Source organism: Hoyosella subflava DQS3-9A1 (assembly GCF_000214175.1).
In the GTDB taxonomy this organism is placed as follows: Bacteria; Actinomycetota; Actinomycetes; order Mycobacteriales; family Mycobacteriaceae; genus Hoyosella; species Hoyosella subflava.
In genome coordinates, this window is sequence record NC_015564.1 from 1,205,222 (window position 1) to 1,230,765 (window position 25,544).

Here is a 25,544-nt window from a genome sequence, read left to right on the forward strand (position 1 = left end):
GGACGACGATGGAGGTGGCATGACGAAGCCGGTGCGTACTGCGTGGCATGCGTTTGAGCGAGTGGTATTTCGGCGTGGGGCTAGGTTTGATGGCACGCGTCAGAGCGGCCACGGCCTCCCGCTAGGTACCGACGCGGAGGTGCTAATGGTCGGCAATCAACGCGTCGGCATTTTCCATGACAAAGCGGGCCGGACCCACCTCGTCACGGCTGTGTGCACCCACGCTGACTGGCCGCTCGATTTTTGTCGTTCATCGCAAACGTGGGAGTGTCCGCGGCATGGGGCACGGTTTGCTGTCGACGGTAGCGTCATCGACGGTCCGGTCTCACGCCCTCTCGATGCGGTGAGTATTCCCACTGCACAGTGGGAAAACCTTCCCCCGGACGAACTGTGCGAACGTTTGAGGCGTGAGCAATGAGGCGCCATTCTGCCAGGCCCTCCTGCGGGGCGCGGACAACGCTGTTATCAGCGCATCATCTGCTCTACGAGGCCGAGCGCGCGAGTGTACGGCCCAGGAATGGCACGCTTGATTCTCCACACCAGCCGCGCATCGATCTGCGGCAGAACATGTAAATTGCCACGGTCATGCGCATTTAGTATTGCGTGTGCGACCGATTCTGGCGTTGCCCCAATCAGGTTCATCAGTCTTTTCGCCCGCTGAGCGGCTACTGCGTCGATGGCTTCGCTGTCGGCAAGGTTCGTCTTCACCATGCTGGGACATGCGACAGTCACCACAATGCCGGTTCCGGCCAGTTCAGAAGAAAGTGTCTCAGAGATCGAGAGGACTCCAGCCTTGCTAGCGCTGTAAGGGCCCATTCGGGGAGCGGATACGAAGCTGGCTGCCGACGCGATATTGATGACACCTCCGCAGTTGCGCTCGCGAAACAACGGGACGAAGGTCTGGCACCCGTGAATAACGCCAAACAGGTTTACCTCAATCGCCTGGCGCCAATCCGTCAACGAGCTTTCGCCAATTGGCTTGCCTCCGGCGCCGATTCCTGCGTTATTGATGAGGAGACGCGTGGTGTTGCCGAACCATCTCTCGGCTGTGCTTGCGAGGTCACGTACCTGCTCGGCATCAGATACGTCACATTGGACAGCGAAAGCATTTCCGCCGGATTCGGCAATTGACGCGACAGTCTCCTGTGCGCTGACGAGGTCTCGGTCAGCGCACACCACACGCCCGCCTCTGCGATTAAGTTCGAGTGCAAAAGCGCGACCGATGCCACTGCCGCTACCTGTGACGACGGCGTCGGTGCCGTACGTTCGTCGCTCAGTGCTGAATAAGGACTGCAACCTCATACGAATTCTCCGGTTTGTCTGGCGATGGTCGGCACAACCGGGCTAGTTGGCGGGAAGGGCGCCGTCCATGCCACCCACGTCGGTGACAGCCCAATCAGAATTGCTATCGACAGTCACGTTGTAGGTAACCGTGGTCTGAGCCCCATTTGGCGTCTGAGCGCTAGACGACGTTACGTTGAGGAAGACGTTGACGTAATAGATGCCACCCGACTCGGACGACACCTTCGCCGCGATGGGGACACCTGTGGATGTCCACTTGAGCGGGATGAGAATCTCTTGCAACTTGGGAGCCGTCGCGTCGAATTTGTTCGCAAGTTGCGAGGAGGTATTAGCTTTCAGTCTGGTCAGCCACGCGTCGGAATCCTGGTAGTCGACCTCGGAGGCCCCAGTGGCGTACTCGACGGCGACTTCCTCCGCGCGCTGGTAATCGGCGTCACGGGCTTCGAGGTCACGGAGGTCCGCCTTTGCTGACCAAAGGAGCCAGCTCAATGCGGCGACGACGACTATTAAAGCCAGGATGGCAGAACCATAAACCACTGTGGATGTGCGAATGGAGATTGTAGCTCTAGTCGAGACCCCAGAGTCACGCGGTTCGCCCTTATCATGGTCGCGATATTCGGACATTTCTCTTCCTCAACTTTCTCGGCCTTTCAGGGCTGTCGTGATTTGTATGCAACCGCGCCGGGTGGCTATTCGACCTCGATATTTAGTCTTATCGATCCGTCAGCGGAGGTGGAGCCGAGTGACTGCGAAATCAGCCTGCTAAGGTCCATCGGTGGCGCTGCGCCCAGATCGTTCGCAAGCGGGGCAATTATGGGCGCTAATTGCTGCAAGTCGGGGCCTATCTCATCAAGCTTTTCCGTGAGCTTTGGCAGAAACGCGACTAGACCATTTCCCTCGATGTAAGCCTCGGGGACGTTCGGCAGCCGGACAAATTTTGCCAGTGCCTCCACTACTATCTCGACCTTGAATCCGAAATCAGCCCAGAGCGGTCCAGCAGATTCCATAGACGGGCCTAGCCACTCCATATCACCGCCGATCGTCTGCAGATTCGTCAGCATCATTTGGAGTTCCGGTGTCCGGTCTAACAACGTCGCAGCAAGCAGCCGTGTTGACCGCTCCAAGGACGGCATCACGTCCTCGATTCCGGACATCGCCTGATGCAGGCTGTCGATCAGGGAGGCAATGGTTTCGGGATCGAGCTGATCCAGGAAAGCGGTCACCACGCCGGCGACGTCCGGGATTGACAGGGGCATCTGGATCGCCTGAGTGTCGATGCGCTGTCCATCCTCAACGTAGGGACCTTCTGCGGAAGTTGGTGTGAAGAGGACATAAGGTTCACCAAGTGCCGAAAGGTTCTCGATTATCACGCTGCTGCTCAGCGGCACCTGAAATCTCCGATCCAGGCGCATTTCGACAGCTACACCATCTTGGATGTTCTCCACGTTGGTGATCTCTCCCACCCGAACGCCGGAGAGCAGGATCGGCGAACGCGGCCCAAGGCTTCCCGAATTGGTTAGCACCATGGTCGCTGTGGAATGTTCTCTGAACCCGTCGAGGCGCACAACGCTGACGGTCAGATAAGTGATCCCCACGATGAGCACTGCAAGGATCGCGGATAGAGACACTAGAGAACTCGGTTTGAAATTCAGCGGACCACTCCGATCATTCGCAAAGTCTCTACAATCCGATCGACTTGTGCATCTACCGGCATACGCGACAGATCAGTGGAGTTGGATTCGATCGTGACATCGACCACATTAACCGTGGGACCGAATTCGACGAACGGGATGATCTTGTTCCGAAGTAGATCTACAAGCATATTGAGGTTCGACGGAGCCGTCAGATCCAACGGTCGGGCAGTGAACGCAAGCGGCATGAAAGCCTTAGCGGCACCGTCGGCAGACGCGAAAAACGGCGTGAGCCACTCGAGTGAGTGCGCGACCATACCCAGCGAGCCGAACAAACCGAGCGTCGCGACCAGCGATTCCATTGAGCGAACAGCTTGGGTGGCGCCCTCCTCTGTCAGTAAGGCTTTGAGTGCAGCGTCGTTCTCTAACACAGCTCCCGTGGTTGCCGTCGTGCCGTCGAGGAAGGCATCAACGGCCTCCAGGCTGGTAGAAAGGTCAATTAGGTTCGCTCCGAGGACGTCCGACACCACTGCGGTGTGTGCCGGGTCCGCGGGCAGGACGGCGTTCGTTTTGAACACTATGTCTTGTCCATGTTTGAACGCGCCGCCTCCGACGAAAGTTGAAATCCCGGCCATCACGTCTTCGATTTGCACCGCAGGTACGGACTGCTCGACCGGAATCGTGCCGCCCGGCGCAAGCAGATCGGTAGCGTCATGTGGAGGGGCAACCAGAGCTATGTAAATGTCCCCGAGGATGGTGGCTTGTCGCAGCTGTGCCGACGTCGTCACCGGCAACATCACAGACTCACTGATCTCCAGATCAGCTACGACATAACCTTCGCGCGAATCGGAGGGATCAATGAGAGTTAACTGTCGCAGTGTTCCAATTTGTATCCCTCCATAGGTTACTTTGGCGCGGGCCGGCAGATTGAGAGTATTCGCGAACTCCACACGGAGCGGATACGTTTCTCCCTGAACGCTCGTCCCGGGCATCGGTACCGCTGAAGGATCTAGCGCGCAACCCCCCATAACTAAGGCCCCCGCCAATAGGACTGGGCGAAGAGCAACCTTCGTGCACAGGGTCATCGTTCACCTGCCCGTCCGAGTATCGCTGGCAGTAGATCAGCACTTGGTGGACCGTGGGCGCCACCAGGACAACCGTTTGGCACTAGTGCATTCAGTGCTTCGCAAACCTCATCATCGACGGGATTCATCAGACTATTCGGCGCCGCGTAGCGCAGCACGGTGGCGCCCGTCACAGGATCGGAGGAACTTTCAAATGCACTGATGATTGGAGGGATCATATTGACAATGTCACCAATCGACTCAACATTTGCGCCTATCAATTGCATTGTCGGCACGGATCGATCTAAATCCGGAAGCGCGCCATCGCCGTAAGTCGTGGTGATGTCGTTCAGAATAGGGATGAGTATTCGCAAAGAGTCGATAATGCCGGCGATGGGGAGCCATACTTTCCCGTTAACAAACTCTAGGACGTCAGGGAAGGGGATAAGCATGTCTTTTATTCCGCCCCATCCGTCTGCCACGCTTGCCGATAGCTCGCTCAGAACGTCGATCAGCGAGCCAATATGATCCACTGCGCCCTCTGGCGAGTCCAGGGCCACCCCCAATCGGGCGATCATGTGGCTGATCTGCGGGCCTGTGCCATCGGTTGCGCCGTCGAGAGCACTGATACCTCTGTTCACGCGCTGCGCGTCGAGGGGAATACCGCCACCGTTTAATTCGTCGGCTAACTTGCCGATTGCGTTGAGTGTCTGAGTCATACTTTTCGGCGTGAGCGTGCGTGTAATGCATTCACCTGGATCCCACTCAGATTGTTCACCGTTACTCAATACTGCCAAGTGCCGATCCGCGACCAGTGTGTTTGATACCGTGGTCGCCGATACTTCACCCCGCAGGGCATGCTCGGCATCGATATCGAAATCGACGCGAACCGATTCACCATGCGGATCGATTTGCGTAACCTTGCCGACTCGAATCCCGAGCATCGTAACGTCATTTCCCACATAAAGGCCGATAGTGTCAGGCATCATTGCACAGTAACTAGTCACCTTCTTTCCCGGATTGAATGCGACGACATATCCTGCGATTATTGCCGCACACAAAACAAGCAATCCCACTACCGACATAAAGCCGCGCGAGTCAAGAAATGTTTTCATAGTCAGCACGCTTTTCCTGGTACCGGGATGCAGACTTCTTGTTTTCCAACTTCTGCTCGCGAATGATCCAGGACTAGTCCGTCGGGGCCGACAAATTGTTGCAAGCTCGCAACCAGGACGTGCAACTCTCGCACCGTAGCTTCGAGCTCACCGTCGACGCGGAGAAGTTCGGGCCTGGCAGCTCCGAGATTCGCAGCCAGCAGTGGTTTGATTGTGTCGTCCCAGTGCGGACCGATAACGGCAATCCTAGACAACGCCTCGTCAAGAACCCGCAGTGATTCCTGGATCTCGGCACGCTTATCCAGAACAATTGTTTCTAGTATTCTAATACGGCGCATGAGTTCTCCGACCGAGGACTTCGAAGTATTTATTGCCGTCAAGTATTCGTCTGCGATGGATAGTGTCCGCGATACGTCTTCGCGCTGCTTGATAAGAATTTCAATAAGTGAGTCTACTGCGTCGACGGAGCGCCGTATGCCATCCGGACCGACTTCCAGCGATTCCTCAAGTGAAGCGAAATTCTTCCGCACGGTCGCCCCGTCGACTTCACGGAGCGGCTTTGCGGCGTCCTGGAATACTTGTGCCAGGCTGTAGGGAAGCTTAACCCGATGGGAGGGAATGGTGGTGTCGCCCAATGGTTCCGCCCCGGCCGGCGACAACGCGACGTAGTTTCCGCCGACAATCGTGAGCATTCGGATATTAAGGGTGGATTGGTCGCCGACGAATACGCTTTTGTCAACAGTGAACTGAAGGGTAACGCGGTTTTCCTGAAGTTGTAATGATTCTACGTTTCCGACCGGAATCCCTGCGATACGGACATCATCACCCACTTTAATAGGGCCAGCTTCAACAAGTTCGGCAGTGTATGTCGATTTGCCGATAGGAGCCATGTAGAGGGCCGTGGTTCCCGAGAGTGCGAGCACAACCACGGCGGCGCCAACTATCCCGGATCTTAGCTGAGAACGGGCGGTCTCGGCTTCTGTCAGTGACCGGGTGAAAGCCAAGAAGTAGGCCCTGCGTAACGCCGATTTCAGTTTCTGCATATTGAGATCCTGTGGCCGGAGATGAGCACGTGCAGGGGGTCTGGCGCCGAGGCGCTACCGGCCGAGCAGGTGAGTTCCACGCCTGTGCCCGGGTCAGGCAACAGCGCGTTGATTGATTGCACGAGCGTGGGAACGCGGTCGAGGACCTCAACCGCGCTCCCAGGCTCGGGGAAGAGAAGAGGGATCACGGCGTCGAGGTCCGGGTTGGCTCCCGGAGTCAGGCCCAGAGTCGCGAGCAGGCTATTGAGAGGTGCGAGGACCGGGGGAGCAGTCATAGCGAAATCGACCACTCCGTCGAAGTTCTCCTGCAACGTAATGAATACGTCCCTAATGCCATCAATCAGAACAAGTAACTGTGGTGACCGTCCGTCGATCTGGTCCGATATGTGCTTAAGATTCGATACAAGAACAGAAATTACTGTCTGGCGGTCCACCGCGTACGCACTCAATGTTTCGATCGCCTCAAGTGCGGGCCCAATGCCGGAGTCGTTACCCTCAATCACCGCCAGCAGGTTTTCTGCGAAATGGTTGAAAGCGTTCGGCGAGAATTCAGCCAGAACGGGTTCAAGACCGTTAAACAAAGCAGTGATATCGAACGAAGGTGTAGTGCGAGTCGGGGGTATCGAAGTTCCAGGGCTTGTTTGCGTGCCAGGCTTTGACGGTTGTTGAATGTCGATGTAGCGCTGGCCCGTTAGATTCTGATACCGGATCGCGAGATTGCTTGTGTCGTAGAGAAGCCGATCTTGCTGCAACGTGAATCCTACGCTCGCATGATAGCCCTCGAGGCGGATCTCCCGAACCTTGCCGACCTGTACGCCATACATACGGACGTCGTCGCCGGGCCTTAGCCCGTTCGCGTCGGTAAAAACAGCGGTGTACGCGTGGGTCTCTCCTGAAACCGGCCGCACGATCGCCTGCGCGATAAAGACGAGCAGGATCGCCATGACAGACGCGAAAACAACCGGTTTCCAGGCCAGCCGGACAAATGCTCTCATCGGACAGACTCCGTGGTGAGTGGTAATCCGCCGAACAATGGCACGGAAAGGGCGGGTACGCCACTGAGTGCTACAGAAACGTCGACGGCCGGCCCGTCCGGTGTGTCGGAGAACGACCGATCAAGCCGGTCGAGAATCTCCCTCAGCTCCTCGCTCGATCGCTGGGGCGTAGGAACCATTCGTGCTGCCGAGTCCAATAGCGGGGGAAGAACGGCGACAAGCTCCGCGGTATATTCCTCCGCAGTGAAGAGCAGGTCCGCGACACCAGGGAAGAGATCGTTGATTGTGATTACCATAACCTCATCAAAAAGCTCCCGATGCGTCTGGAGAATTTCGAGATTCTTGAAGGTGTCGACCAGTTGAATTGAGCCCGTAAGCATCGGGGCCGCGCCCTGCAGCGCTGAGCCATACTCTGCCATGAGGAACGATGCAGGGTAAATCTGCGTGGCATCCAGCGCCTCGCCCGTCATGACGATGATCTCGATGAGTGGGCCAAATGCGTCCAGGCTGACAGCAACCATTTGTAATGTATCGGCAAACTCAGGGGTCAAAACCTCGGTGGCTGTTACCGTTACTGCACGAATCAAACTACCCATCGTTGCGTCCTGCACCCGCCCGGCATGCGTTCCGGTCAGGTCGATCAGTTCAGCATCCTGCAAGGGAATTCCGCCTGGCCGTGCCGTTAGTTCGACTTCGCTAATGCCAAACAAATTTGATGGTGCATAGTTCACGTCCAAGGTGTTGGTGAGACCGAACAGTTGGGCCTCGTCGAGTCGCATCGTTATCACTTGAGTTCCATCGCCTGCGCTCGAAATTTCTTCTATCGCACCTATTTGTACACCCTTGAGACGCACGTGGGTGCCAGGAGCAATTCCGTCGCCAATGTGCTCGGTCTGGACCAAAATTTGGATACGATCATCGGTGCGGACTGAGTTGAGAGCGACTGAGGCAGCGAAGAAAGACAGTACTAACACCAGGAACGCACTTCCGACTTTTCTGACGGTACGCCTCTCAATAGCTATACCGGGCATTTCGAATTTTGCCATCGCCTATCCCGTGAAACTGATCTCAGAGTGGAACCCCCAAAGCGCGATGCTCAGGAGCATGTCCAGCACAATGATGGCAACAAAGCTAGCGCGCACCGCACGGCCAGATGCGATTCCCACACCCTCCGGGCCTCCGGTTGCAAGGAATCCGTGGTAACAGTGAATCAAGATCACCGCGACTCCGAAGACCAGCACCTTGATGACTGCTGCCGTGATATCCCAGCCGCTAACGAATTGATAGAAATAGTGGTCATAGACTCCTGCAGCCTGCTCATGGAACACTACAATCACCGATCTGCAGGCGAAATAACTGAAAATCAGCGCAATTAAGAAGGTAGGTACGATCGCGACCGCCCCTGCGATAACCCTCGTCGTCACCACGAAGGGGATCGATCGAATTCCAAGCGATTCTATCGCATCAATCTCCTCCGATATTCGCATCGACCCAATTTGAGCGGTCATGCGACAGCCCGCTTGGGCGGCGAAACCAATTCCCGCGGCAATTGGTGCGAGCTCGCGCGTGTTCGCGAAGGCTGACACAACACCAGTGAGGGGTCCTAGCCCGATCATATTTAGAGTTGCGAAGGACTCAATAGCAACTGAGCCTCCAATGATAAGACCGAGTATGATCAGCATCGGCACAGTGCCCCCACCGACGATGATAGATCCACGTCCCCACGTCATATCGGTGATCGTCCGCATTGTCTCTGCGCGATACTTTTTGAGGGTCGTGGGAATGGCAGATAGGGCTTGCCATACAAATACGATCGCGAATCCGGTGCTGTCCAGTGGACCGGTCACCTTGCTGCGCGCCCTGATCAGCGCGGTCTGCGTCCGGCCATGCCTTGGAATCACCATTTTACGCAATCCTCGTCGGCAGGAACATCGTGGCCACCTGGGTGAAAAGTAAGTTCATGAGAACAATCGCGACGACAGATAGCACAACCGCTGCGTTCACGCCGTCAGCGACGCCGCGCGGTCCGCCTCTCGCCTCCATGCCGCGCTGGCAGGCAACAATGACTACCAGGAACCCGAAGACCATTGATTTGGCGATCGAAATCCACACGTCGCCCATGCCAGTGAACGATCCGAACGTTTGCCAGTAGCTGCCTGGGGTGACACCCTGAACGCCGACGGCAACCGCGTAGCCCGAGACGCAGCCCACAAAGATGATGAGAATGTTCAAAAGGGGAGCGACGATTACCATCGCGGCCATTCTCGGAACGACAAGTCTATCGACAGGATCTATTCCCATCGTCTTCATCGCGTCTATTTCCTCGCGAATCGTCCGAGCGCCAAGGTCAGCCGCGATCGCGGACGCGCCTGCTCCGCCTAGCAGCAAGCCAGTTGCCATAGGGGCGCCTTGTTTGATGACACCGAGTCCGCCTGCTGCTCCGAGGAGAGTGTCTGCGCCCAGTTGGTGTATAAGGTTGCCGACCTGCAACGAAACGATTACTCCGAATGGAATAGCCATTAGAATTGCAGGCAGGGCGGTTACCGTGATCAAATACCAGCATTGAGCGAGCATTTCCCGCCAATTGAAGCGAAGCCGCAGTATATCGATTGCCGCACGGCTCAGAGTCCGGGCTCCTAGGTCGACTGCACGGCCCAACGTGCGAATGCTCGAGAGAAACGTCTCTGAGAAGTTTTTGCGAGCAATTCCGAGATACGAGTTCTCTGTGCTATCACAGTTCAGGTCGGGGGTGGCACTCACCGACTGGCCTTTCTCTCTAGCCGACATCCGGGTGTCGACGCTGCGATCGATGCGGAAGAGTCGGCAAACAGGCCAAAAAGGGGGAGTGGCCATGTCTAGATCTAAGTGATTGCCCCGCCGCGCGTTGATTCGGCACGTTTTCGGAGTTGATAGCTAGGTCGCCGTTGGATCGCTGCGTTCAGAACCGATCGTTTCGGTTATGTCGTGGGCGGCAGTTCCCGGCATAGTCGCGCGCTGGCATGCATTGCAGAGTTTGGTTGTGGTTGCTCGGGCTGCGAGCGCGAGAAGTGGTTCGAGCGTTCGGCTGAAGGCTTTGCCCGCAACGCCGCCAGACGTCGCGAAGGTCAGTTCAAAGTTGAGATGAGTCTTATCAGCGGCAACGGGAGTGAGTGTGAGCGTGACCGCGAAGGGGAAGCCACTGACCGATTCGAGTGTGACCAGGCGGTCCTGCTCCCATCCGGTGATTTGTGCAGTTGAGCTCAGGGTCTTCGGGCCTAGATCGACCGCGCCCTGAAAGCTGGCGCCGGGCCCGTGATCCGGCTCGCCCACCGGCTCCACTGTGGTGATGCCAAAGACCCACTCTGGCATTCGGCGGTAGTCGGTGGCGTAAGCGAACACCTGCGCCACGCTCCGTTCGACATATCCATCTGTTTCAATGTGCACCATTGGTGCTCCTTAGCGCTCAACTTGAAGGGCGGTTGTGTGGAGAGGGCAGGTTCGGAGGCGCCGATGACAACAGCTCAGGTCCCATGTTCCGAGGGCATCCCGGCGAAGCTTTCCGGTACGAGAGTTGGGCCAGTGGTGGAGGCCACACCATCAATGTAAGCTGAATAAGCTATTGAGTCAACACTGAGACAAAAATGTCTATGCGTCGCAAAATCTAAACTGTCAGTTCACTGCTTAGGTCGCGGCCCGGACCAGTGTGGCGAGAGGTCTGCAAGCCGTCTCGGCTTGCAGCACCACACAGGGCACGGACGCGCAGGGTGCGCCGGAGCTCGCCGGTAGGGCGACGAACCGGGCCCCTGGGACATGCCTATTTGGCCTCTGTAGTCTCTGGCAGAATGAGTGGGACAAAGTATCGGCGAGCGAATTCGCCTACTTCGTCGTCATCGTGGAGTGGGATTACCCCGTCGGGGATGAGTAGCTGAGTCGTGGCTATCCGGATCATCAGCTCGGCTGCGATAGCCAGCTCGGTTGATGGACGCAGTTGCTCGGGATTACCCAGCGATTCGAGATACTCGACAACAAAGCGGCGCGTCACTGCAAGGACACTCCCGCCGTTGTTGGCGGCGTAATTGTAGAGCGCTTCAGGTTCCGTTGTAAGCAGGCGGTTAAGTAGGGCGTTGGACCGGAGTTCGCGGGCACCCGCGACCGTGAGGTGAACTATTGCCTCGCCGGTATCGGTCGCTTCCGCGACGGATGCGGCGATCCGTGCGAGGACAGCAAGTACCTCACGTGCGGCGACGGCCTGCACCAGCGTGTCTTTACCTGGGAATCTGCGGTAAACGGTCGCCCGGGCTATCCCAGCGCGGCGGGCGATCACCCCAACGCTGCTCCGCTGGATGCCGACCAGTTCGAATTCGTGCTGAGCCGCCGCGAGAATCTTCGATGTCACTTCCTCAGAAGTGTCACTCGCGGACTGTGCGCCAGACACGGTCGTATCGGGCATGGCCTGCACCTCTCCGCTGTCGCACATTTACGTAGTGGGTCAACTCTGGACCCGTGGAGCGACTATACAGTAGAGCAGTGCTTTTCCAGTGTTTGCCCATTACTGCGCGGGGCTTCTAAGCGCCTGCGAGAGCGTTGTTTTCGGGTCGGTGCTGCAGCGCTTCTGAACTGTCTGTTGCTCGTGGCGCATCGTAGACTCCTGTACGGGCGGCAGTGCGCGCACGCCGAACTAAAGTCCGCACGGAATCGCTAACGGTGAGCGGGATGGCGTCACGGAGCGTGGGCGTAGACGCCATTGCGGCGAATAGTGGGCGGTGGACGGCTTTGATTGCTGTCTTCACGGGGCCGGGGTAGGGTTCGCGGCCCAGGAGGCGCATCAGATAGTCAGGGGCTATCGCGACGCCCGAAGCGAGCGCGATTCGCATCGGCAACGCCGAAGGCGCAGGAATTATTCCCGCAATTGGCCTAGGGAAGAACACGTCGGTCACACGCATTGCCGCCTCAGTAAAAGCGAGATTGTGTCGTTCCGCCTCGAAGTATGCGTCGACCTCGGCCTGGCTCTGGGGCATCAGCTCACGCGGAATTCGATTAAGTTCCCCTACAACCGTGCTTTCTTCACGCCAATATCGGTCGCGCTCTTCTGGCGTGAGACGCCGAGGGCCGTAGGCGTCGTATGCGTCAAGCGCGGTTTGTCCGTACGGAATGAGTAGCCACATAAGGTTACGCGGCTCAGAAGCGGAATGCACGCGGTCGCCTGTGGGTCCCCAGGTGCCGGTCACATGGTCATGTATCCGGTTAACAACGTCGGCTGCGTGCCGAGCCGTAGCGCGGTCACCAAAGTACATCGCGTACATGTACTCCGCCGTCAGTGTGATGCGCTGCATCGGCTTTCCATAGGCCGTCGTGTTGGCGACCCCTATCGTCGCGTTCCAGGGATTCAGGAAGAAGTACGCACCCAGCGCGACGATGCCGGGGGCAATCGTAGGACCGCTGATGCGCCAAGAGATGGAGTCTGGACCGAAGAATCCTTCATCCTCGCAGCGGAGGGGATCTTTAATCATTTTCATCGTGTCAATCTATGACCGACCCGCCCGCGTGTCAAGAAGACAAATCCGTCCACATGTCTCGACAAGCGAGCTTCCGCGCGATAGCCTTCGGCACATGAACGGTGAAAAGGTGAGGGGATCTGATGTCCACGCTGGCCGTTAGGACGGTTCATGATTCACCGAGTCGACATGCACGAGTACTCCGGAGTCTGCTGCGCTCAGCGGTGCGGCCCACGCTGCGGCACGTACCCGTCAACCGCTGGTCAGTTTTCGTTGCGGGAACGCTAGACGGAGCAGCACGACTGCAGCGCAGGCCGCAGGGAGTCGTGTCCGAAATTGTGGTACTGCCAGGCTTCGATGCTGAGCTCGTTCAACTGCCTAACGAAAATCGGCGGTTGAGCGACGGCGTCATACTGTACTTCCACGGAGGTGCGTTCCTGATGGGCGGCTTGAACACTCATCGACCGGTGGTTGCGGCGCTGGCGCGAAGAGCTGGCGTGCCCATCTTGAATGTTGCGTATCGCAAGCTGCCTGGCACGACAATCGAGGGCTCGGTACAGGACTGCCTTGTCGCTTACAAATGGCTTCTCTCAAACGGCGCTGATCCTGCGACCGTAATCTTCGCGGGTGACTCAGCGGGGGGATTACTGGTCTTTGCGACAGCAATCGAGGCTCGTGACCGCAAAATGCCCGTTCCCGCAGGCCTCATCGGATTCTCTCCGTGGCTGGATCTCGACTGCGGCGCAAAGCTTGCGCATCCGAGCCGCACAACTGATGCATACCTACCAGTGAGACTCCTCGATGCCGTAACAGAGAAGGGAGCACTCGGAGTGCCGAATCCAGTGGATTGCGACCTAGCGGGCCTGCCCCCCGTCTTGCTTATAGCCAGCGATGCAGAAGTTTTGCGAGTGGATTCGGAACTCATGAGCGCGCGTTTAGCGGAAGCTGGCGTCCCGTGTGCCTTCCATCTTTGGAAGGACCAAGTTCATGCCTTCACGACGCTCTCTGTTTCCATGCCGGAGAGTCGCGCGGCGATTGATGAAGCCGCCACCTTCGTGAACTCGACGATCAATAACAGACGTCGGACGGCAGTGTAAACCGAGCCTTGCTCGGCAGGTTTGTTCTCTCCCTTTAACGCGAGGTCGCACGAGCGGCCATTAGGAGTGTGTCTATGACCAGCCCCGTACCAACGACCTTGTGCGAAGCGTTTCAGCGCACCGCCGTCATTGCCCCTGAGGCGATAGCGCTGCGAACCCCCGGAGATCGCCAGTCAATCACGTGGAAGGACTACTCCACTGACGTCGAGAAAGTGGCGGCTGGTTTGTCCGCCCGGGGTATCGGTCGTGGTGACACTGTCGCGATAATGATGTCGAACCGGGTCGAATTCTATCCGGTGGAAGTCGGAGCACAGCATGTGGGAGCCACGTCCTTCTCGGTGTATAACACGCTAGCCCCGGAACAATTGAGCTATGTCTTCACGAATGCGGGGATTTGCATGGTCATTTGTGAAGCCCAATTCGCTGAACGGATACACAGTAGTGGTGTGGCACTCGAGCAAATCGTAGTACTTGAGGGCGGTATCGACGGCACAACCTCTCTCGAGGAACTGGTAGCAGGCGGTAACCCCGACTTCGATTTCGATTCTACGTGGCGCAGTGTTCAGCCTGATGACGTCGCCACACTGGTGTATACATCCGGGACCACCGGGAATCCCAAAGGTGTTGAATCGACCCACGCGAATCTGTTAACTGAGGCTTTCGCGTTCGAATCTGTGTTCGATATCGAATTCGGCGACAAGATAACCTCCTTCATGCCGACGGCGCATATCGCCGACAGGTTTACCGCGTTGTACTTGCAGGAAGTATTCGGTACTCAGATCACTTCCGTCGCCGATCCGAAGCAAATCGCACCGGCCTTGTCGGACCTTCGTCCTACGATCTGGGGGGCTGTACCGCGAGTATGGGAAAAGCTGAAGGCTGCAATCGAATTTAGTGTTGCCTCGGAGCAAGATGCGGCAAAGAAGCAGGCTCTGACGTGGGCGCTGTCAGTCGCAGCTCAGCTATCTGCTGCAAAACTCGCGGGCGAACCGCTAGCGGCAGAGCAACAGGCAGAATGGGCGCGCGCAGACGAGTTGGTACTCTCGAAGCTGCGTGCAAAATTGGGTCTTGACAGGCTTCGATGGGCACTTTCTGGTGCGGCTCCCATCCCGCCTGAAACACTCGGCTTTTTCGCCGGTTTGGGAATTCCCATTGCCGAGATTTGGGGCATGTCAGAGTTGAGCTGTGTCGCTAGCGCGTCCCATCCGAAAGAGACCAAGCTTGGCACCGTAGGACGGTTGCTGCCAGGCATGGAGTCCAAGATCGCCGCTGACGGCGAGTTTCTCGTGCGCGGTCCGCTCGTGATGAAAGGGTATCGAAAAGACGTTGCGAAGACAGCGGAAGCAATCGATCCTGACGGATGGCTTCACACAGGGGACATCATCACCAAGGATGAGGATGGGTTTCTTCGAGTGATCGACCGCAAGAAGGAATTGATCATCAACGCGGCGGGCAAGAACATGTCTCCTGCAAACATTGAAAACACGATAAAGGCAGCCACGCCGCTGATCGGTGCGATGGCTGCAGTGGGGAACGGACGGCCGTACAACACCGCGCTGATCGTTCTTGACGCCGAGGCCGCACCCGCATACGCCGCGAAACACGGGCTAGCCGACGCGAGCGCCAAGGGACTAGCCGCCGATCCGGAGCTTGTAGCGCAGATAAAAGCCGGTGTAGCAGCCGGGAACCAGAAGCTGGCGCGCGTCGAGCAGATCAGACGCTTTACCTTGCTCCCTACATTCTGGGAGCCTGGGGGAGATGAGGTTACGTTGACGATGAAGCTTCGTCGCAAGGTTATCGAGACCCAATATCAGGCCGAGATAGACCGAATGTACGAGGAGACTCCGGGCGCAACCGTTTGTGAAGTGAACCGTGAGCCTGCAGGGTTTGATGCTATTGCCTGAAGAGGCACCGACGGGCTACCAGTCGTTCGTTGTTGTGCCTCGGCCATGTGGTACGCACTAGGTGTGCTGAACACATGGCTAACCAAACAACTTGGCTTGGAGATCCCCATCATTGGCGCGCCCATGGGCGGTCGGGCCGGTGGCCTGCTGGCGGGTGAAGTAAGCCGTGCCGGCGGTTTGGGGATGCTGGGCGCCGCGAGATACACGACGCCCGAATGGGTTGCCGCCGAGGCTGCGATTGCCCGCAGAGTTGGCGGCAGCTTCGGGGTGGGGCTTATGTCGTGGGCTCTCGACGATGATGATGCGCTGCTGACTGCCGCGCTGGCCGAGAAGCCAGCGTTGGTATCCCTCTCGTTCGGCGATCCCGCACCGTACGTCGACCGCGCAAAGGATGCGGGCGCGCTCGTCGTTTCGCAAGTCAGCACTGTGGACGACATGGCAGTCGCTGAAGCTGCGGGTGTCGATGCGGTCGTCGCACAGGGGACTGAAGCGGGTGGCCATACTGGACGCATCGCGACGCTGACGTTGCTGCAAGAGGTGCTGGAAGCCACCAGACTGCCGGTGCTGGCCGCAGGTGGAATCGCCACGGGGCGCGGGCTAGCAGCTGTGCTCGCGGCGGGTGCACACGGCGCGTTCGTGGGTACGGCGTTGCTCGCGAGTCCCGAAACGACGGGTCCCGAGTACGCGATCGGCAGGCTGCTCGCGGCGCGCAGCACGGACACCGTCTACACGGACGTTTTTGATAAGGCGCGCCATCAACCATGGCCTGAGCAATGGTTCGGGCGAGCGATCGTGAACAATTTGAGCGACAAGTTCCACGGTGCGGGGGCTTCAGAAGATGAGATTGCCGACGTCTATGACCCGGCTGACCCGGATTCCGGAGTGGTGTACGCGGGGCAGGCTGCTGGCCTCGTCACCGTCAGCAGGCCCGTGTTCGAGGTGGTGAAAAACATCGCCCGTGATGCGGAAAAGCAGTTGAGCCGCGTGTGTGGCATGTGACCGGCATGACCCCCGCGGCCCCGCGCCGGATTTGTCGCAGTGGCTTAGGATTCACACAGACCGAACTGCGGCAGGCCGGGCTTTTTCAGGCGGTAGGAGTCGCGTGACATAAGGAGATTTCATGACCGTTCCAGCCCAGGAGAAAAGTACGGGTTGGCGCCCGGGGCGCAAGATCAAACAGCTCACCAATGCGGTTCTCAATCTCGACGAGACGCTGTCTCGCCTGGATGTCATCACTGAGCGCCTCTTGCTCGTCCTGGAGAAGCTCGATACGACGCTCTCGAAGCTGGATACCAGCCTGACCACGCTGAATTCATCGCTGGATTCCCTCGACAGCTCACTGGGACGTCTCGACAACGTTCTTGAGAATGCGGACTGGATGCTCAGCCCAGCACAGTCGTTGCGGAAGCCACTCAAGCGCCTGATGCCGCGCGGCAGCACGAAGGAAAGTATCGCGGCGAAGGAAGCGGCCGAGGGAGCCGATGCTGCTGAAACAACAGAGGCCGCGTCTGGCAGTGAAAAGAGCAGTTCAGATAAGAAGACGAAAAAGTAAATAAGCGAAGCACCGGACATTCTGGCCGCACCTATTCGGGTGCGGCCAGAAGCTTATTTTCCCATATTTTGAGAAGTGAAGCTTTTCAGGATATGAAGCAAGCCACATCACGGACTAATAACATATGCGACATCTTGGGGGCAAAAAGCTTGTTGACCAGTAGATATGACCTCACAAGGCGGTCTTTGCTGCGATGAAGTCAATTGTTACTGGCGTCACTTAGGGGTTTTTTTCGGCGCCTCTCGTTCGTAGCGTGAAGGTCGGCAAAAGCAAATGCACCATGATTTGCTTTCAAGGCCAGCATGAACCTGCAGCCAAAATTTGAGAGGACACCAACTACTTTATGCGTTTCCGCACCGTCACCAAGGCCGCACTTGCAAGCTCCGCGATCGCACTTGCGGGAGTCACACTTGCCGCTCCCGCGAACGCTGCGACAGATGCTGAATGGGATTCGCTCGCACAGTGCGAATCCGGTGGAGACTGGTCCATCAACACTGGCAACGGGTACTACGGTGGCCTTCAGTTCTCGCAGAGCACATGGGAAGGGTATGGCGGCACCGAGTTTGCGCCGCGCGCCGACCTCGCGACACGTGACCAGCAGATCTACATTGCTGAGCGCACGCTCGAAGGGCAGGGCTGGGGCGCATGGCCAGCGTGCTCACAGAGCCTCGGCCTCGGCAGTGGCCCGACTGAGCGTCCCACTCCGGGAGCTGTAACGGCGGATCCATCCGCTCCTGACCTTGCTGCAGCGCAGGGCGCACCTGAAGCGATCTTCGCCGAGTACGTGCCCGAACTGCCTGACACCATCGAACTGCCGGCCGGTGTCGAGCTCCCAGCCGGTGTCGAGCTTCCTAACGAACTCGCAGGGCTGGGCGTGGTCTGATAGATCGCGCAGCCTCATCCTGGGCCCCGCTACTTACGCAGTAGCGGGGCCCAGTCTGTGTGCGAGGCAAGTTCCCCACTACAGCCAGAGCTGTGCCAAAGTAAGCCTCACCAAACCTCCGGAGGCTGAAGAATGCGCGCAACTCAGCGAGCCATCATCTACGTCACTTTGTCCATCGCCACCCTTGCGGGCGCAGTTTCCTGCGGTAGCAGCGACAGGGACGCGGGCGCCGAAACGGCACCGCTGTCGGTCGAACATCGTTTCGGCGCAGCGGAGATCATCGGGCAGCCACAGCGAGTGGTAGCGCTGAGCTCACAGTGGCTCGATGCCCTGCTGGCATTGGATCTCCAGCCCGTCGCGTACCTCGAGGACCCGCTCGCTGGTGACGATGGCCTGTATATATGGCAGCATCCGCACATCGGCGATGCGGACCCCATCACTGCCTCCGACACTGGTTTGCCTCTCGAGCGAATCGCCGCCGCTGAACCCGATCTGATTCTGGCCGACTACAGCGCGGGGGAGCAGCAGGTCTACGACCAGCTCAATGCAATCGCCCCGACGATCGGAATGCTCGGCGATGAGCAGGTGGACCCCTGGTATAAGCAGATTCGGGTCATCGGTGAGATTCTCGGCAAAACCGCGCAAGCCGAAGAGATCATCGATCGTGTGAACAATGAGGTTACGGCCATCGCGAGAGAGCTACCGGAGTTGGCAGGGAAAACTGCTGTGCTCTCGCAGTTCATGTTCGACAGCGACCAGATCGTCGCAGTAGCGGACCCTGAGGACGGCGCCAGCACGCTCTTCTACGCTCTGGGCATGTCCCTGCCCGATCACCTCGTCACCGAAGCAGCCGGCACAGGACGGCTCATCGTGAGCCCAGAGAGAGTGGACATTCTGCGCAGTGACCTTCTCATCACCTGGCCCAACGGCGGCGACCCCGAGGAGCTTATGCAGATCCCAGGGTTCAGTGAATTGCCCTCAGTCCAGGGCGGCGGATTCGCGGCCGTCGATATCGAGACCGTGATCGCCTTGAACACGCCCAGCGCACTCTCCACTGAATGGGTCCTGAACTCGCTCCGTCCGCAACTCGAATGCGTTTCAGGCCGATGCTGAGTGATCAGTGGTGAGAATGATGGGCGGGGTGGAACGCCCCTGCCTCCAACTCCTCCTCGGCTCTGATGACGTGGACCACGGCATTGATCAGTGCGAGGTGGGTGAACGCTTGAGGGAAGTTCCCCAAGTGCCGTCCATTGGAAGGATCGATCTCCTCCGCATAGAGCTTCAGCGGACTCGCGTAGCTGAGGAGTTTCTCGAGTAGCCGTTTTGCGCGTTCGACCTCACCGATCTCGACGAGTGCGGACACCAGCCAGAACGAGCAGATCGTGAAGGTTCCTTCCTCACCACTCAAGCCGTCATCGGTTTCCTCGACGCGATATCGCAGGACGAGCCCATCCTTGGTGAGTTCGTCCGCAACCGCGAGAACAGTGTTGCGAACACGGTCGTCGGATGCGGGGAGGAAGCGCATCAGCGGAACCAGCAAAAGTGAGGCGTCCAGTGCGGGGTCCCCGTAGCGCTGCGTGAACACACCGCGCTCGTCGACGCCGTTCTCCAGGATGTCCTCCTTGATCTCGTCGGCGATCGCGTTCCATTCCTCTGCGTACGCGATTTCGCCGTGCATCGTCGCGAGTTTCGCACCGCGATCTAATGCGACCCAGCACACCACTTTCGATGAGGTGAAATGCTGCGGTTCACCGCGTACCTCCCAAATGCCCCGGTCGGGCTTGCGCCAGTTGGTGATTGCTTCTTCCACCTGCCGCTTGAGCAGCGGCCACAGCGATTCGGGCACTTGGTTGCGTGACCGCACATGCAGATACACAGAGTCGAGGATGATGCCCCACACGTCGTGCTGTTTCTGGTTGTACGCGCCGTTTCCGACCCGGACTGGCCGCGCTCCTTCGTAACCGCTGAGATGGTTCAGTTCCTCCTCGACCAATTCACGTTCACCACCGACGCCGTACATCACCTGCAACGGGAGCGGGTCGCCGGATTCGCTGACACCCATATCGGAGATGAAGGCGAAGAAATCGTTGGCTTCCCGATCGAGCCCCAGCGTATAGAGGCCCCACAGTGCGAACGTAGAGTCGCGTATCCAGGCGTAACGATAGTCCCAATTGCGCTCGCCACCAGGAGTTTCCGGGAGCGACGTAGTGGCCGCGGCGAGCAGAGCACCCGTCGGCGCATAGGTGAGGCCTTTCAGCGTCAACGCGCTCCGCTGAAGGTAACCGCGCCACGGATGATCTGGAAACCGTCCAATGGTGATCCACTGGCGCCAGCATTCGGCGGTGTCCCACATCTTCTTGGCTGCTTCCTCGTAGGACTGCGGGGAGGGAAGATCGCTCCAGGACAACGCGACAAACACCTGGTCTCCCTCGACGAGGCGGGTGCGTGCCCGTGCTTCGCGGCCCTCGATGCCAAGACGCAAATTAGTTGTCAGAGTCAAAGTTGGCTCGCCTTCCGGCGAATCAGTGCAGTAGGCGGTGGCTTGCTCGTACACCTTGCCGCTGTACTGCCACGTCGCGGCCTTCCGGTGATAGTCGAATGCTGGCTCACAACTCAGTTCGAGTTCGACGCGGCCGCTGACGCATTTCACCGTGCGAAGCAGCATGTGCTCCGCATCCCAATCAGTTGGTGTGCGGCGGTGAGTGCGTGATCGCTGATCTGTGTTGTGCCACTTTCCCATGACCAGTGCGTCGCGCACCGTCAGCCAGCCGGTTTCGGTTTGCCAAGTTGTTTCGAGAATGAGCCCACCGGGCAGATACCGGCGCGCTGCGGGCTGGTTCTGTCCGTAGGGGCCGATCCGGAAATGGCCCGCACTGCGATCCAGTATTGCGCCGAAGACGCTAGGCGAGTCAGGGCGGGGGAGACACATCCATTCGACCGCGCCGCTAGGGGCGATCAGGCAGGTTGTCTCACAGTCTGAGAGAAAGCCGTAGTCTCCGATCGGCGGGAACCCCGTGTGATGCGCTCGAGGTGGCGTCGGCATGCCGGGATTCACGTGGCTTCCGTGGGGCGGTGCGTCCTCAGACAGTGACATTGCCTCATTGTGACGGGTGGGGCTTCGGTGTGCTGAGGGAAACACGCAATCCGTGGACTGTGTGGAGATCCGCGCGGGCCGGCACCGATATGGTGGGGTGGTGGATGCGATCGCGCGTTGGTGGGATGGCGTCGAGCTATGGATTGCCGGGCTGCCTTTCATACCCCAGGTGATCCTGGTGGTGGCGGTAATGGTGCCATTGTGCTTCGTATTCGCTACGGTGCTTGATCGAGTCCTAGGGCCGCTTTTCGAACGGCTCGATCGACCTAGGCGAGCCTCTGGCGTGCGCGGTTCCGAAACTGAAGGAGAGGTGGGCGGTGATGCCGAAGTCTAGGGTCACGCTCGCGCTCTGCGCGCTCCTGATTCTCATCGTCATCGCCTGGGCTCTCTCTGTGTGGTAGATCACCGTACTGCGTAACGCCGCTTTGACGATGTGGCGGCGCGAAAGATCGCTGCTAAGATTGTCGCCGTGGATAAGACCGGACAGTACGAAGTGCGCCATCAGCTGGCGCTGATCGCTGTCGGTCTGCCCGCGGTCGCTGACATCATGTGTTGTCGCTAGTTAAGCCTTGCTGACGGGTGCGTGGGGTACCCGCCGAGCTGGCCGGGTGCCGTCCCCGAATCTCTGGCGGCGACAACTTTACGGGACTGCCGCAGTTGCGGCGTGCGTCCAAGTCAGCAGACGGAAGGCATCGAATATCCATGCGAATACGCTGGGCCACCTCCATTAGCAGACAGTCCGCAGGTGCGGTCGCGGCTCTGCTGGGACTGGCTCTCCTTGCTGCTGGCTGCGCGGGTGGCCCAAGCGACATTCCGGGGCAGCGAACGATCGGCGGAGACGGAACCCGCGGGACATTAGGGCTCTTCGCCTACGCGGTGCCGAAAATCGGTTTCGATGAGGTAATCCCCGAATTCGCGGAGACGCCCGAGGGGGAGGGCGTCGCGTTCCTGCAGTCCTTCGGTGCCTCCGCGGATCAGTCCCGAAAAGTTGTGAACGGAGCGCCTGCGGACATCGTTAACTTCTCGGTCGAACCGGATGTCACTCGCCTTGTCGACGCAGGTCTAGTGTCACCCGACTGGAACGAGGGCGAGTTCGGCGGCATCCCCTTTGGTTCGATGGTGACCTTCGTCGTACGTGAGGGAAACCCGCTGGGGATAGAAACGTGGGAGGACCTCGTCCGTCCGGGTATCGAAGTCGTCACCCCGAACCCGTTCAGTTCCGGATCAGCTAAGTGGAACCTCCTTGCGCCGTACGCGGTAATGAGCCGGGGTGGCGAGGACCCCCAGCGCGGGCTGGAGTATGTGCGCACCCTCATTCAGGACCACATCAAGATCCAGCCCGGTTCGAGCAGGGAAGCCACAGAGGCATTCCTGCAGGGCCGCGGCGATGTGCTGCTGACGTATGAGAATGAGGCCATCTTCCTTGAACGCATGGGGGATCCGGTCGAATTTGTCACGCCTGACGAGACACTTCGTATCGAGAACCCAATGGCAATCATTCAGAACAGCCCGAACCGCGAGATGGCAGAAGACTTCCTCGCTTTCCAGTTCTCGCCAGAGGGGCAGCGCACATGGGCCCGTGCGGGATTCCGTCCGGTAGACCCCGCCATTCGCGCTGAGTTCGATGACGTCTTTCCTCAACCGGAAACTGTTTGGGGAGTGGACGATTTCGGCGGCTGGAAGGCCGTCAACACAGAGCTGTTCGATCCTGACAATGGTGCAATTTCCACCCTGTACTACGAGGCGCTGAGGTAGCAGACGTGGCGATTCAGGAAACAGCAAGCCCACCGGTGCGGATGAGCCGCTTCACCGGCACCGTCGGGCCTCTCGGTATCGGAGTCGCGGTGTTGTGGCTCAGCATCATCGTTCTGTTGCCGCTCGCCGCGCTCACTGCGACGTCGTTCGAGAACGGACTCGGCGGGTTCTGGGACGCGATCACCGCTCCCGGCGCAGTCGCTGCGCTTCGGATAACCGCCTTCGTGTCGGTGGTGGTTGCCTTGATCAATGTGGTTTTCGGCACGCTGATCGCCTGGGTGCTGGTGCGCGATGACTTTCCAGGCAAGCGAATCGTCAATGCCCTGATCGATCTTCCGTTCGCGCTGCCCACGATCGTCGCGAGTATTGTGCTCCTCTCCCTGTACGGCCCTGCCAGTCCGATCAACGTGCACCTCAACGCAACTCAGCCGGGCCTGATCGTTGCGCTTGCGTTTGTCACGCTTCCCTTCGTCGTCCGGTCGGTGCAGCCGGTATTGATCGAACTCGACAAAGATGTAGAGGAAGCGGCGGCCTCGCTAGGGGCGAGCAACTTCACCATTTTCTGGAGAGTTGTACTGCCAGTTTTGTCTCCCGCGATCTTCGGTGGCGCAGGGCTTGCTTTTGCACGCGCTATCGGAGAGTTCGGCTCGATCATCTTGATCGGCGGCAATATTCGCGGCGAAACCCAGGTCGCCTCGCAATACATACAGCAGCAACTCGAAATGGATCGGCCCGAGAACGCGGCAGCCGTATCCGTTGTCCTACTCATCATCGCGTTCCTCACCCTGCTCGTGTTGCGCGTCCTTGCGCACCGTGCGGTACGGCGTGAGGAGCGTGCGGCATGATCGTGACTCGCGGCTGGCGGCTCTCGCTTCGCACCCTCGCCCTCAGTTACCTGGCGCTGCTCGTACTCGTCCCCATCGGAATGATTCTGTATCGCACATTCGAGAACGGAATCCTGGCTTTCTGGGAGTCGATCACAACGCCAGCGGCCATTTCGGCGCTGAATCTGTCGCTGCTCATCGTGGTCATCGTGGTGCCGGTGAACGTGGTATTCGGCATTGTCACCGCGCTCGCGCTCGCCCGCGGGCGGTTCCCTGGCCGCCGCCTGCTCGAGGCCGTAGTTGATATTCCTTTCGCCGTCTCACCGGTGGTCGTCGGCGTTGCGCTCATTACCTTGTGGGGCGCAGGCGGCTGGTTTGGCACGTTTGTGGAGAACATCGGTTTCCGTGTCATTTTCGGCATCCCGGGCATGGTTCTCGCCACTATCTTCGTGACATTGCCCTTCGTGGTCCGTGAAGTTGAGCCGGTGCTGCGGGAGATCGGCGAGGAACAAGAACAGGCTGCCGCGACGCTCGGTGCGAACTCGTGGCAGACGTTCTCCCGCATCACGTTGCCCGCGATCCGGTGGGGGCTGACCTACGGCGTGGTCCTCACGGTGGCTCGTGCGCTCGGCGAGTTCGGTGCAGTGCTCTTCGTTTCTTCCGGCTTTGCGGGCGTTTCGCAGACGCTGACACTGCTCGTGCACGCGCGCTACATCGATGACCACAACACGTTCGGTGCTTACACGGCAGCGACGCTGCTCATGATGCTCGCCATCCTGACTTTGCTTCTGATGACTGTCCTCGACCGCAAGAGGAGCACAACATGATCACTGTGACTGGGGTTCGCAAGAACTACGGCGACTTCAAGGCGCTGGACAATGTCACCCTCGACATTCCGTCCGGGTCGTTGACCGCACTGCTAGGCCCGTCCGGATCGGGGAAGTCGACTCTGTTGCGATCAATCGCGGGCCTTGAGCATCCCGACGGTGGTGCAATCACCATCGGAGGTAACGACGTCACTGGGGTGCCACCGCAGAAGCGAGGCATCGGCTTCGTTTTCCAGCACTATGCTGCGTTCAAGCACATGACGGTCCGCGACAACATCGCGTTCGGCCTGAAGATTCGCCGCCGTCCGAAAAACGAGATTGCCGACCGCGTTGACGATCTGCTCCGGATTGTCGGGCTCGATGGTTTTCAGCGCCGGTACCCGTCACAGCTTTCAGGTGGGCAGCGGCAGCGCATGGCACTTGCACGTGCGCTTGCAGTCGACCCGAAGGTGCTCTTGCTCGACGAACCGTTTGGTGCGCTGGACGCGAAGGTGCGTGCCGATTTGCGCGAATGGCTCCGCCGGTTGCATGACGAAGTGCACGTGACGACAGTGCTTGTCACTCACGATCAGGAAGAAGCGCTCGATGTGGCGGACCGGATCGCTGTGATGAACAAAGGTCGCATCGAGCAGGTCGGGTCACCGGACGACCTTTATGAGCGGCCCGCCAACGAGTTTGTGATGTCTTTCCTCGGGCCGGTGGCGACAATCAACGGAACGATGGTTCGGCCCCACGACCTCCACCTCGACCGTCTTTACCATCCGGGTGCCATTGAAGCCGTCGTGGATCGCATTGTGCGGCTTGGATTCGAAGTGCGCGTCGAACTGGTGCCGGTGAATGGTGATCCGCGGTTGTCCGCGCAGATCACGAGGGGGGACGCCGACGATCTGAATCTTGTTCGCGGAGAGGGAATTTATGTGCGCGCGACGCACGTGCCGGGTGGCGCGCCTATTCCGGTCACCAATGGCGTGTGAAGCGCTGGGA

At 58.8% G+C, this 25,544-nt stretch carries 27 protein-coding genes; 13 read left to right on the forward strand and 14 right to left on the reverse strand.

The features are described from left to right. Window positions 1–19: 19 nt before the first annotated feature. Window positions 20–418, forward strand: a complete 399-nt coding sequence (locus AS9A_RS05620) for a Rieske 2Fe-2S domain-containing protein (protein ID WP_083826461.1) — start codon at window positions 20–22, stop codon at window positions 416–418. 47 nt (window positions 419–465) lie between these two features. Here AS9A_RS05620 and AS9A_RS05625 read toward each other — a convergent pair whose 3' ends face one another. The 13 genes from AS9A_RS05625 to AS9A_RS05685 all read right to left on the reverse strand — a co-directional run bounded on the left by AS9A_RS05625 (window position 466) and on the right by AS9A_RS05685 (window position 12,645). After that, a complete protein-coding gene (locus AS9A_RS05625; protein ID WP_013805962.1) occupies window positions 466–1,302 on the reverse strand; it encodes an SDR family NAD(P)-dependent oxidoreductase in 837 nt (278 codons plus the stop codon). A gap of 42 nt (window positions 1,303–1,344) precedes the next feature. Further along, on the reverse strand, window positions 1,345–1,839 hold the full coding sequence (locus tag AS9A_RS05630; RefSeq protein ID WP_013805963.1) for a hypothetical protein: 495 nt from the start codon (window positions 1,837–1,839) through the stop codon (window positions 1,345–1,347). Between the two features lie 152 nt (window positions 1,840–1,991). Beyond that, a complete protein-coding gene (locus tag AS9A_RS05635; RefSeq protein ID WP_158307346.1) occupies window positions 1,992–2,897 on the reverse strand; it encodes an MlaD family protein in 906 nt (301 codons plus the stop codon). Window positions 2,898–2,950: 53 nt separating this feature from the next. Continuing rightward, window positions 2,951–4,018, reverse strand: a complete 1,068-nt coding sequence (locus AS9A_RS05640) for an MlaD family protein (protein ID WP_083826462.1) — start codon at window positions 4,016–4,018, stop codon at window positions 2,951–2,953. After that, window positions 4,015–5,112: an MlaD family protein gene (locus AS9A_RS05645; protein ID WP_013805966.1), complete on the reverse strand. Its 1,098-nt coding sequence runs from the start codon at window positions 5,110–5,112 to the stop codon at window positions 4,015–4,017. The genes AS9A_RS05640 and AS9A_RS05645 overlap by 4 nt, the downstream gene beginning before the upstream one ends. 2 nt (window positions 5,113–5,114) lie before the next feature. Then, window positions 5,115–6,155, reverse strand: coding sequence for an MlaD family protein (locus AS9A_RS05650; protein WP_013805967.1), 1,041 nt, complete (start codon window positions 6,153–6,155; stop codon window positions 5,115–5,117). After that, complete coding sequence (locus tag AS9A_RS05655; protein WP_013805968.1) at window positions 6,143–7,150, reverse strand: MlaD family protein; 1,008 nt, start codon at window positions 7,148–7,150, stop codon at window positions 6,143–6,145. The genes AS9A_RS05650 and AS9A_RS05655 overlap by 13 nt, the downstream gene beginning before the upstream one ends. Beyond that, window positions 7,147–8,196 carry an MlaD family protein gene (locus AS9A_RS05660; RefSeq protein ID WP_041450894.1) on the reverse strand — a complete coding sequence of 350 codons (1,050 nt, stop codon included), beginning with the start codon at window positions 8,194–8,196 and terminating at the stop codon, window positions 7,147–7,149. Before AS9A_RS05660 ends, AS9A_RS05655 begins: the two co-directional genes overlap by 4 nt. Window positions 8,197–8,199: 3 nt before the next feature. After that, window positions 8,200–9,054 carry an ABC transporter permease gene (locus tag AS9A_RS05665; RefSeq protein WP_013805970.1) on the reverse strand — a complete coding sequence of 285 codons (855 nt, stop codon included), beginning with the start codon at window positions 9,052–9,054 and terminating at the stop codon, window positions 8,200–8,202. 1 nt (window position 9,055) lies between these two features. Next, window positions 9,056–9,910, reverse strand: a complete 855-nt coding sequence (locus AS9A_RS05670) for an MlaE family ABC transporter permease (RefSeq protein WP_013805971.1) — start codon at window positions 9,908–9,910, stop codon at window positions 9,056–9,058. A 153-nt stretch (window positions 9,911–10,063) separates the two neighbouring features. Beyond that, complete coding sequence (locus AS9A_RS05675; protein WP_013805972.1) at window positions 10,064–10,576, reverse strand: SRPBCC family protein; 513 nt, start codon at window positions 10,574–10,576, stop codon at window positions 10,064–10,066. 367 nt (window positions 10,577–10,943) lie between these two features. Next, on the reverse strand, window positions 10,944–11,579 hold the full coding sequence (locus tag AS9A_RS05680) for a TetR/AcrR family transcriptional regulator (protein ID WP_013805973.1): 636 nt from the start codon (window positions 11,577–11,579) through the stop codon (window positions 10,944–10,946). 115 nt (window positions 11,580–11,694) lie between these two features. Continuing rightward, window positions 11,695–12,645, reverse strand: coding sequence for an oxygenase MpaB family protein (locus AS9A_RS05685; protein ID WP_013805974.1), 951 nt, complete (start codon window positions 12,643–12,645; stop codon window positions 11,695–11,697). A gap of 122 nt (window positions 12,646–12,767) precedes the next feature. Here AS9A_RS05685 and AS9A_RS05690 point away from each other — a divergent pair, with 122 nt between their 5' ends. The 6 genes from AS9A_RS05690 (at window position 12,768) to AS9A_RS05715 (ending at window position 19,173) form a co-directional block, all read left to right on the forward strand. Then, on the forward strand, window positions 12,768–13,721 hold the full coding sequence (locus AS9A_RS05690; protein WP_013805975.1) for an alpha/beta hydrolase: 954 nt from the start codon (window positions 12,768–12,770) through the stop codon (window positions 13,719–13,721). A gap of 74 nt (window positions 13,722–13,795) precedes the next feature. Continuing rightward, a complete protein-coding gene (fadD11, locus tag AS9A_RS05695; RefSeq protein WP_013805976.1) occupies window positions 13,796–15,625 on the forward strand; it encodes a fatty acid--CoA ligase FadD11 in 1,830 nt (609 codons plus the stop codon). A 63-nt stretch (window positions 15,626–15,688) separates the two neighbouring features. After that, window positions 15,689–16,624 carry an NAD(P)H-dependent flavin oxidoreductase gene (locus tag AS9A_RS05700; protein WP_041451569.1) on the forward strand — a complete coding sequence of 312 codons (936 nt, stop codon included), beginning with the start codon at window positions 15,689–15,691 and terminating at the stop codon, window positions 16,622–16,624. A gap of 121 nt (window positions 16,625–16,745) precedes the next feature. Continuing rightward, window positions 16,746–17,177 carry a hypothetical protein gene (locus AS9A_RS05705; protein ID WP_013805978.1) on the forward strand — a complete coding sequence of 144 codons (432 nt, stop codon included), beginning with the start codon at window positions 16,746–16,748 and terminating at the stop codon, window positions 17,175–17,177. A gap of 343 nt (window positions 17,178–17,520) precedes the next feature. After that, entirely contained in the window at window positions 17,521–18,060 is a 540-nt protein-coding gene (locus AS9A_RS05710; protein WP_013805979.1) for a transglycosylase family protein, read from the forward strand. 132 nt (window positions 18,061–18,192) lie between these two features. Beyond that, entirely contained in the window at window positions 18,193–19,173 is a 981-nt protein-coding gene (locus tag AS9A_RS05715) for an ABC transporter substrate-binding protein (protein ID WP_013805980.1), read from the forward strand. A 4-nt stretch (window positions 19,174–19,177) separates the two neighbouring features. Here the strand turns inward: AS9A_RS05715 and AS9A_RS05720 are convergent, their stop codons facing one another. After that, on the reverse strand, window positions 19,178–21,103 hold the full coding sequence (locus AS9A_RS05720; protein WP_041451571.1) for a glycoside hydrolase family 15 protein: 1,926 nt from the start codon (window positions 21,101–21,103) through the stop codon (window positions 19,178–19,180). Between the two features lie 151 nt (window positions 21,104–21,254). Between AS9A_RS05720 and AS9A_RS05725 the strand changes: the two genes are divergently transcribed. The 6 genes from AS9A_RS05725 to AS9A_RS05745 all read left to right on the forward strand — a co-directional run bounded on the left by AS9A_RS05725 (window position 21,255) and on the right by AS9A_RS05745 (window position 25,534). Continuing rightward, window positions 21,255–21,488, forward strand: a complete 234-nt coding sequence (locus AS9A_RS05725) for a hypothetical protein (RefSeq protein ID WP_013805982.1) — start codon at window positions 21,255–21,257, stop codon at window positions 21,486–21,488. Between the two features lie 135 nt (window positions 21,489–21,623). Next, window positions 21,624–21,716: an Ms4533A family Cys-rich leader peptide gene (locus tag AS9A_RS24865; RefSeq protein WP_322786527.1), complete on the forward strand. Its 93-nt coding sequence runs from the start codon at window positions 21,624–21,626 to the stop codon at window positions 21,714–21,716. A 164-nt stretch (window positions 21,717–21,880) separates the two neighbouring features. Further along, window positions 21,881–22,909 carry an extracellular solute-binding protein gene (locus AS9A_RS05730; RefSeq protein ID WP_041451572.1) on the forward strand — a complete coding sequence of 343 codons (1,029 nt, stop codon included), beginning with the start codon at window positions 21,881–21,883 and terminating at the stop codon, window positions 22,907–22,909. A gap of 41 nt (window positions 22,910–22,950) precedes the next feature. Continuing rightward, window positions 22,951–23,754 carry a sulfate ABC transporter permease subunit CysT gene (gene cysT, locus AS9A_RS05735; protein WP_083826652.1) on the forward strand — a complete coding sequence of 268 codons (804 nt, stop codon included), beginning with the start codon at window positions 22,951–22,953 and terminating at the stop codon, window positions 23,752–23,754. Then, window positions 23,751–24,560 (forward strand): sulfate ABC transporter permease subunit CysW, encoded by an 810-nt coding sequence (cysW, locus tag AS9A_RS05740; RefSeq protein ID WP_013805985.1) that lies wholly within the window; start codon window positions 23,751–23,753, stop codon window positions 24,558–24,560. The genes cysT and cysW overlap by 4 nt, the downstream gene beginning before the upstream one ends. Next, entirely contained in the window at window positions 24,557–25,534 is a 978-nt protein-coding gene (locus AS9A_RS05745) for a sulfate/molybdate ABC transporter ATP-binding protein (RefSeq protein ID WP_013805986.1), read from the forward strand. The genes cysW and AS9A_RS05745 overlap by 4 nt, the downstream gene beginning before the upstream one ends. Window positions 25,535–25,544: the final 10 nt, after the last annotated feature.

Bases quoted from the DNA above. Each gene is read 5' to 3' on its own strand.
- AS9A_RS05620 (WP_083826461.1), top strand. From the start codon at position 20: ATGACGAAGCCGGTGCGTACTGCGTGGCATGCGTTTGAGCGAGTGGTA.
- AS9A_RS05625 (WP_013805962.1), bottom strand. From the start codon at position 1,302: ATGAGGTTGCAGTCCTTATTCAGCACTGAGCGACGAACGTACGGCACC.
- AS9A_RS05640 (WP_083826462.1), bottom strand. From the start codon at position 4,018: ATGACCCTGTGCACGAAGGTTGCTCTTCGCCCAGTCCTATTGGCGGGG.
- AS9A_RS05645 (WP_013805966.1), bottom strand. From the start codon at position 5,112: ATGAAAACATTTCTTGACTCGCGCGGCTTTATGTCGGTAGTGGGATTG.
- AS9A_RS05650 (WP_013805967.1), bottom strand. From the start codon at position 6,155: ATGCAGAAACTGAAATCGGCGTTACGCAGGGCCTACTTCTTGGCTTTC.
- AS9A_RS05655 (WP_013805968.1), bottom strand. From the start codon at position 7,150: ATGAGAGCATTTGTCCGGCTGGCCTGGAAACCGGTTGTTTTCGCGTCT.
- AS9A_RS05660 (WP_041450894.1), bottom strand. From the start codon at position 8,196: ATGGCAAAATTCGAAATGCCCGGTATAGCTATTGAGAGGCGTACCGTC.
- AS9A_RS05665 (WP_013805970.1), bottom strand. From the start codon at position 9,054: ATGGTGATTCCAAGGCATGGCCGGACGCAGACCGCGCTGATCAGGGCG.
- AS9A_RS05675 (WP_013805972.1), bottom strand. From the start codon at position 10,576: ATGGTGCACATTGAAACAGATGGATATGTCGAACGGAGCGTGGCGCAG.
- AS9A_RS05680 (WP_013805973.1), bottom strand. From the start codon at position 11,579: ATGCCCGATACGACCGTGTCTGGCGCACAGTCCGCGAGTGACACTTCT.
- AS9A_RS05685 (WP_013805974.1), bottom strand. From the start codon at position 12,645: ATGAAAATGATTAAAGATCCCCTCCGCTGCGAGGATGAAGGATTCTTC.
- AS9A_RS05690 (WP_013805975.1), top strand. From the start codon at position 12,768: ATGTCCACGCTGGCCGTTAGGACGGTTCATGATTCACCGAGTCGACAT.
- fadD11 (WP_013805976.1), top strand. From the start codon at position 13,796: ATGACCAGCCCCGTACCAACGACCTTGTGCGAAGCGTTTCAGCGCACC.
- AS9A_RS05705 (WP_013805978.1), top strand. From the start codon at position 16,746: ATGACCGTTCCAGCCCAGGAGAAAAGTACGGGTTGGCGCCCGGGGCGC.
- AS9A_RS05710 (WP_013805979.1), top strand. From the start codon at position 17,521: ATGCGTTTCCGCACCGTCACCAAGGCCGCACTTGCAAGCTCCGCGATC.
- AS9A_RS05715 (WP_013805980.1), top strand. From the start codon at position 18,193: ATGCGCGCAACTCAGCGAGCCATCATCTACGTCACTTTGTCCATCGCC.
- AS9A_RS05720 (WP_041451571.1), bottom strand. From the start codon at position 21,103: ATGCCGACGCCACCTCGAGCGCATCACACGGGGTTCCCGCCGATCGGA.
- cysT (WP_083826652.1), top strand. From the start codon at position 22,951: ATGAGCCGCTTCACCGGCACCGTCGGGCCTCTCGGTATCGGAGTCGCG.
- cysW (WP_013805985.1), top strand. From the start codon at position 23,751: ATGATCGTGACTCGCGGCTGGCGGCTCTCGCTTCGCACCCTCGCCCTC.
- AS9A_RS05745 (WP_013805986.1), top strand. From the start codon at position 24,557: ATGATCACTGTGACTGGGGTTCGCAAGAACTACGGCGACTTCAAGGCG.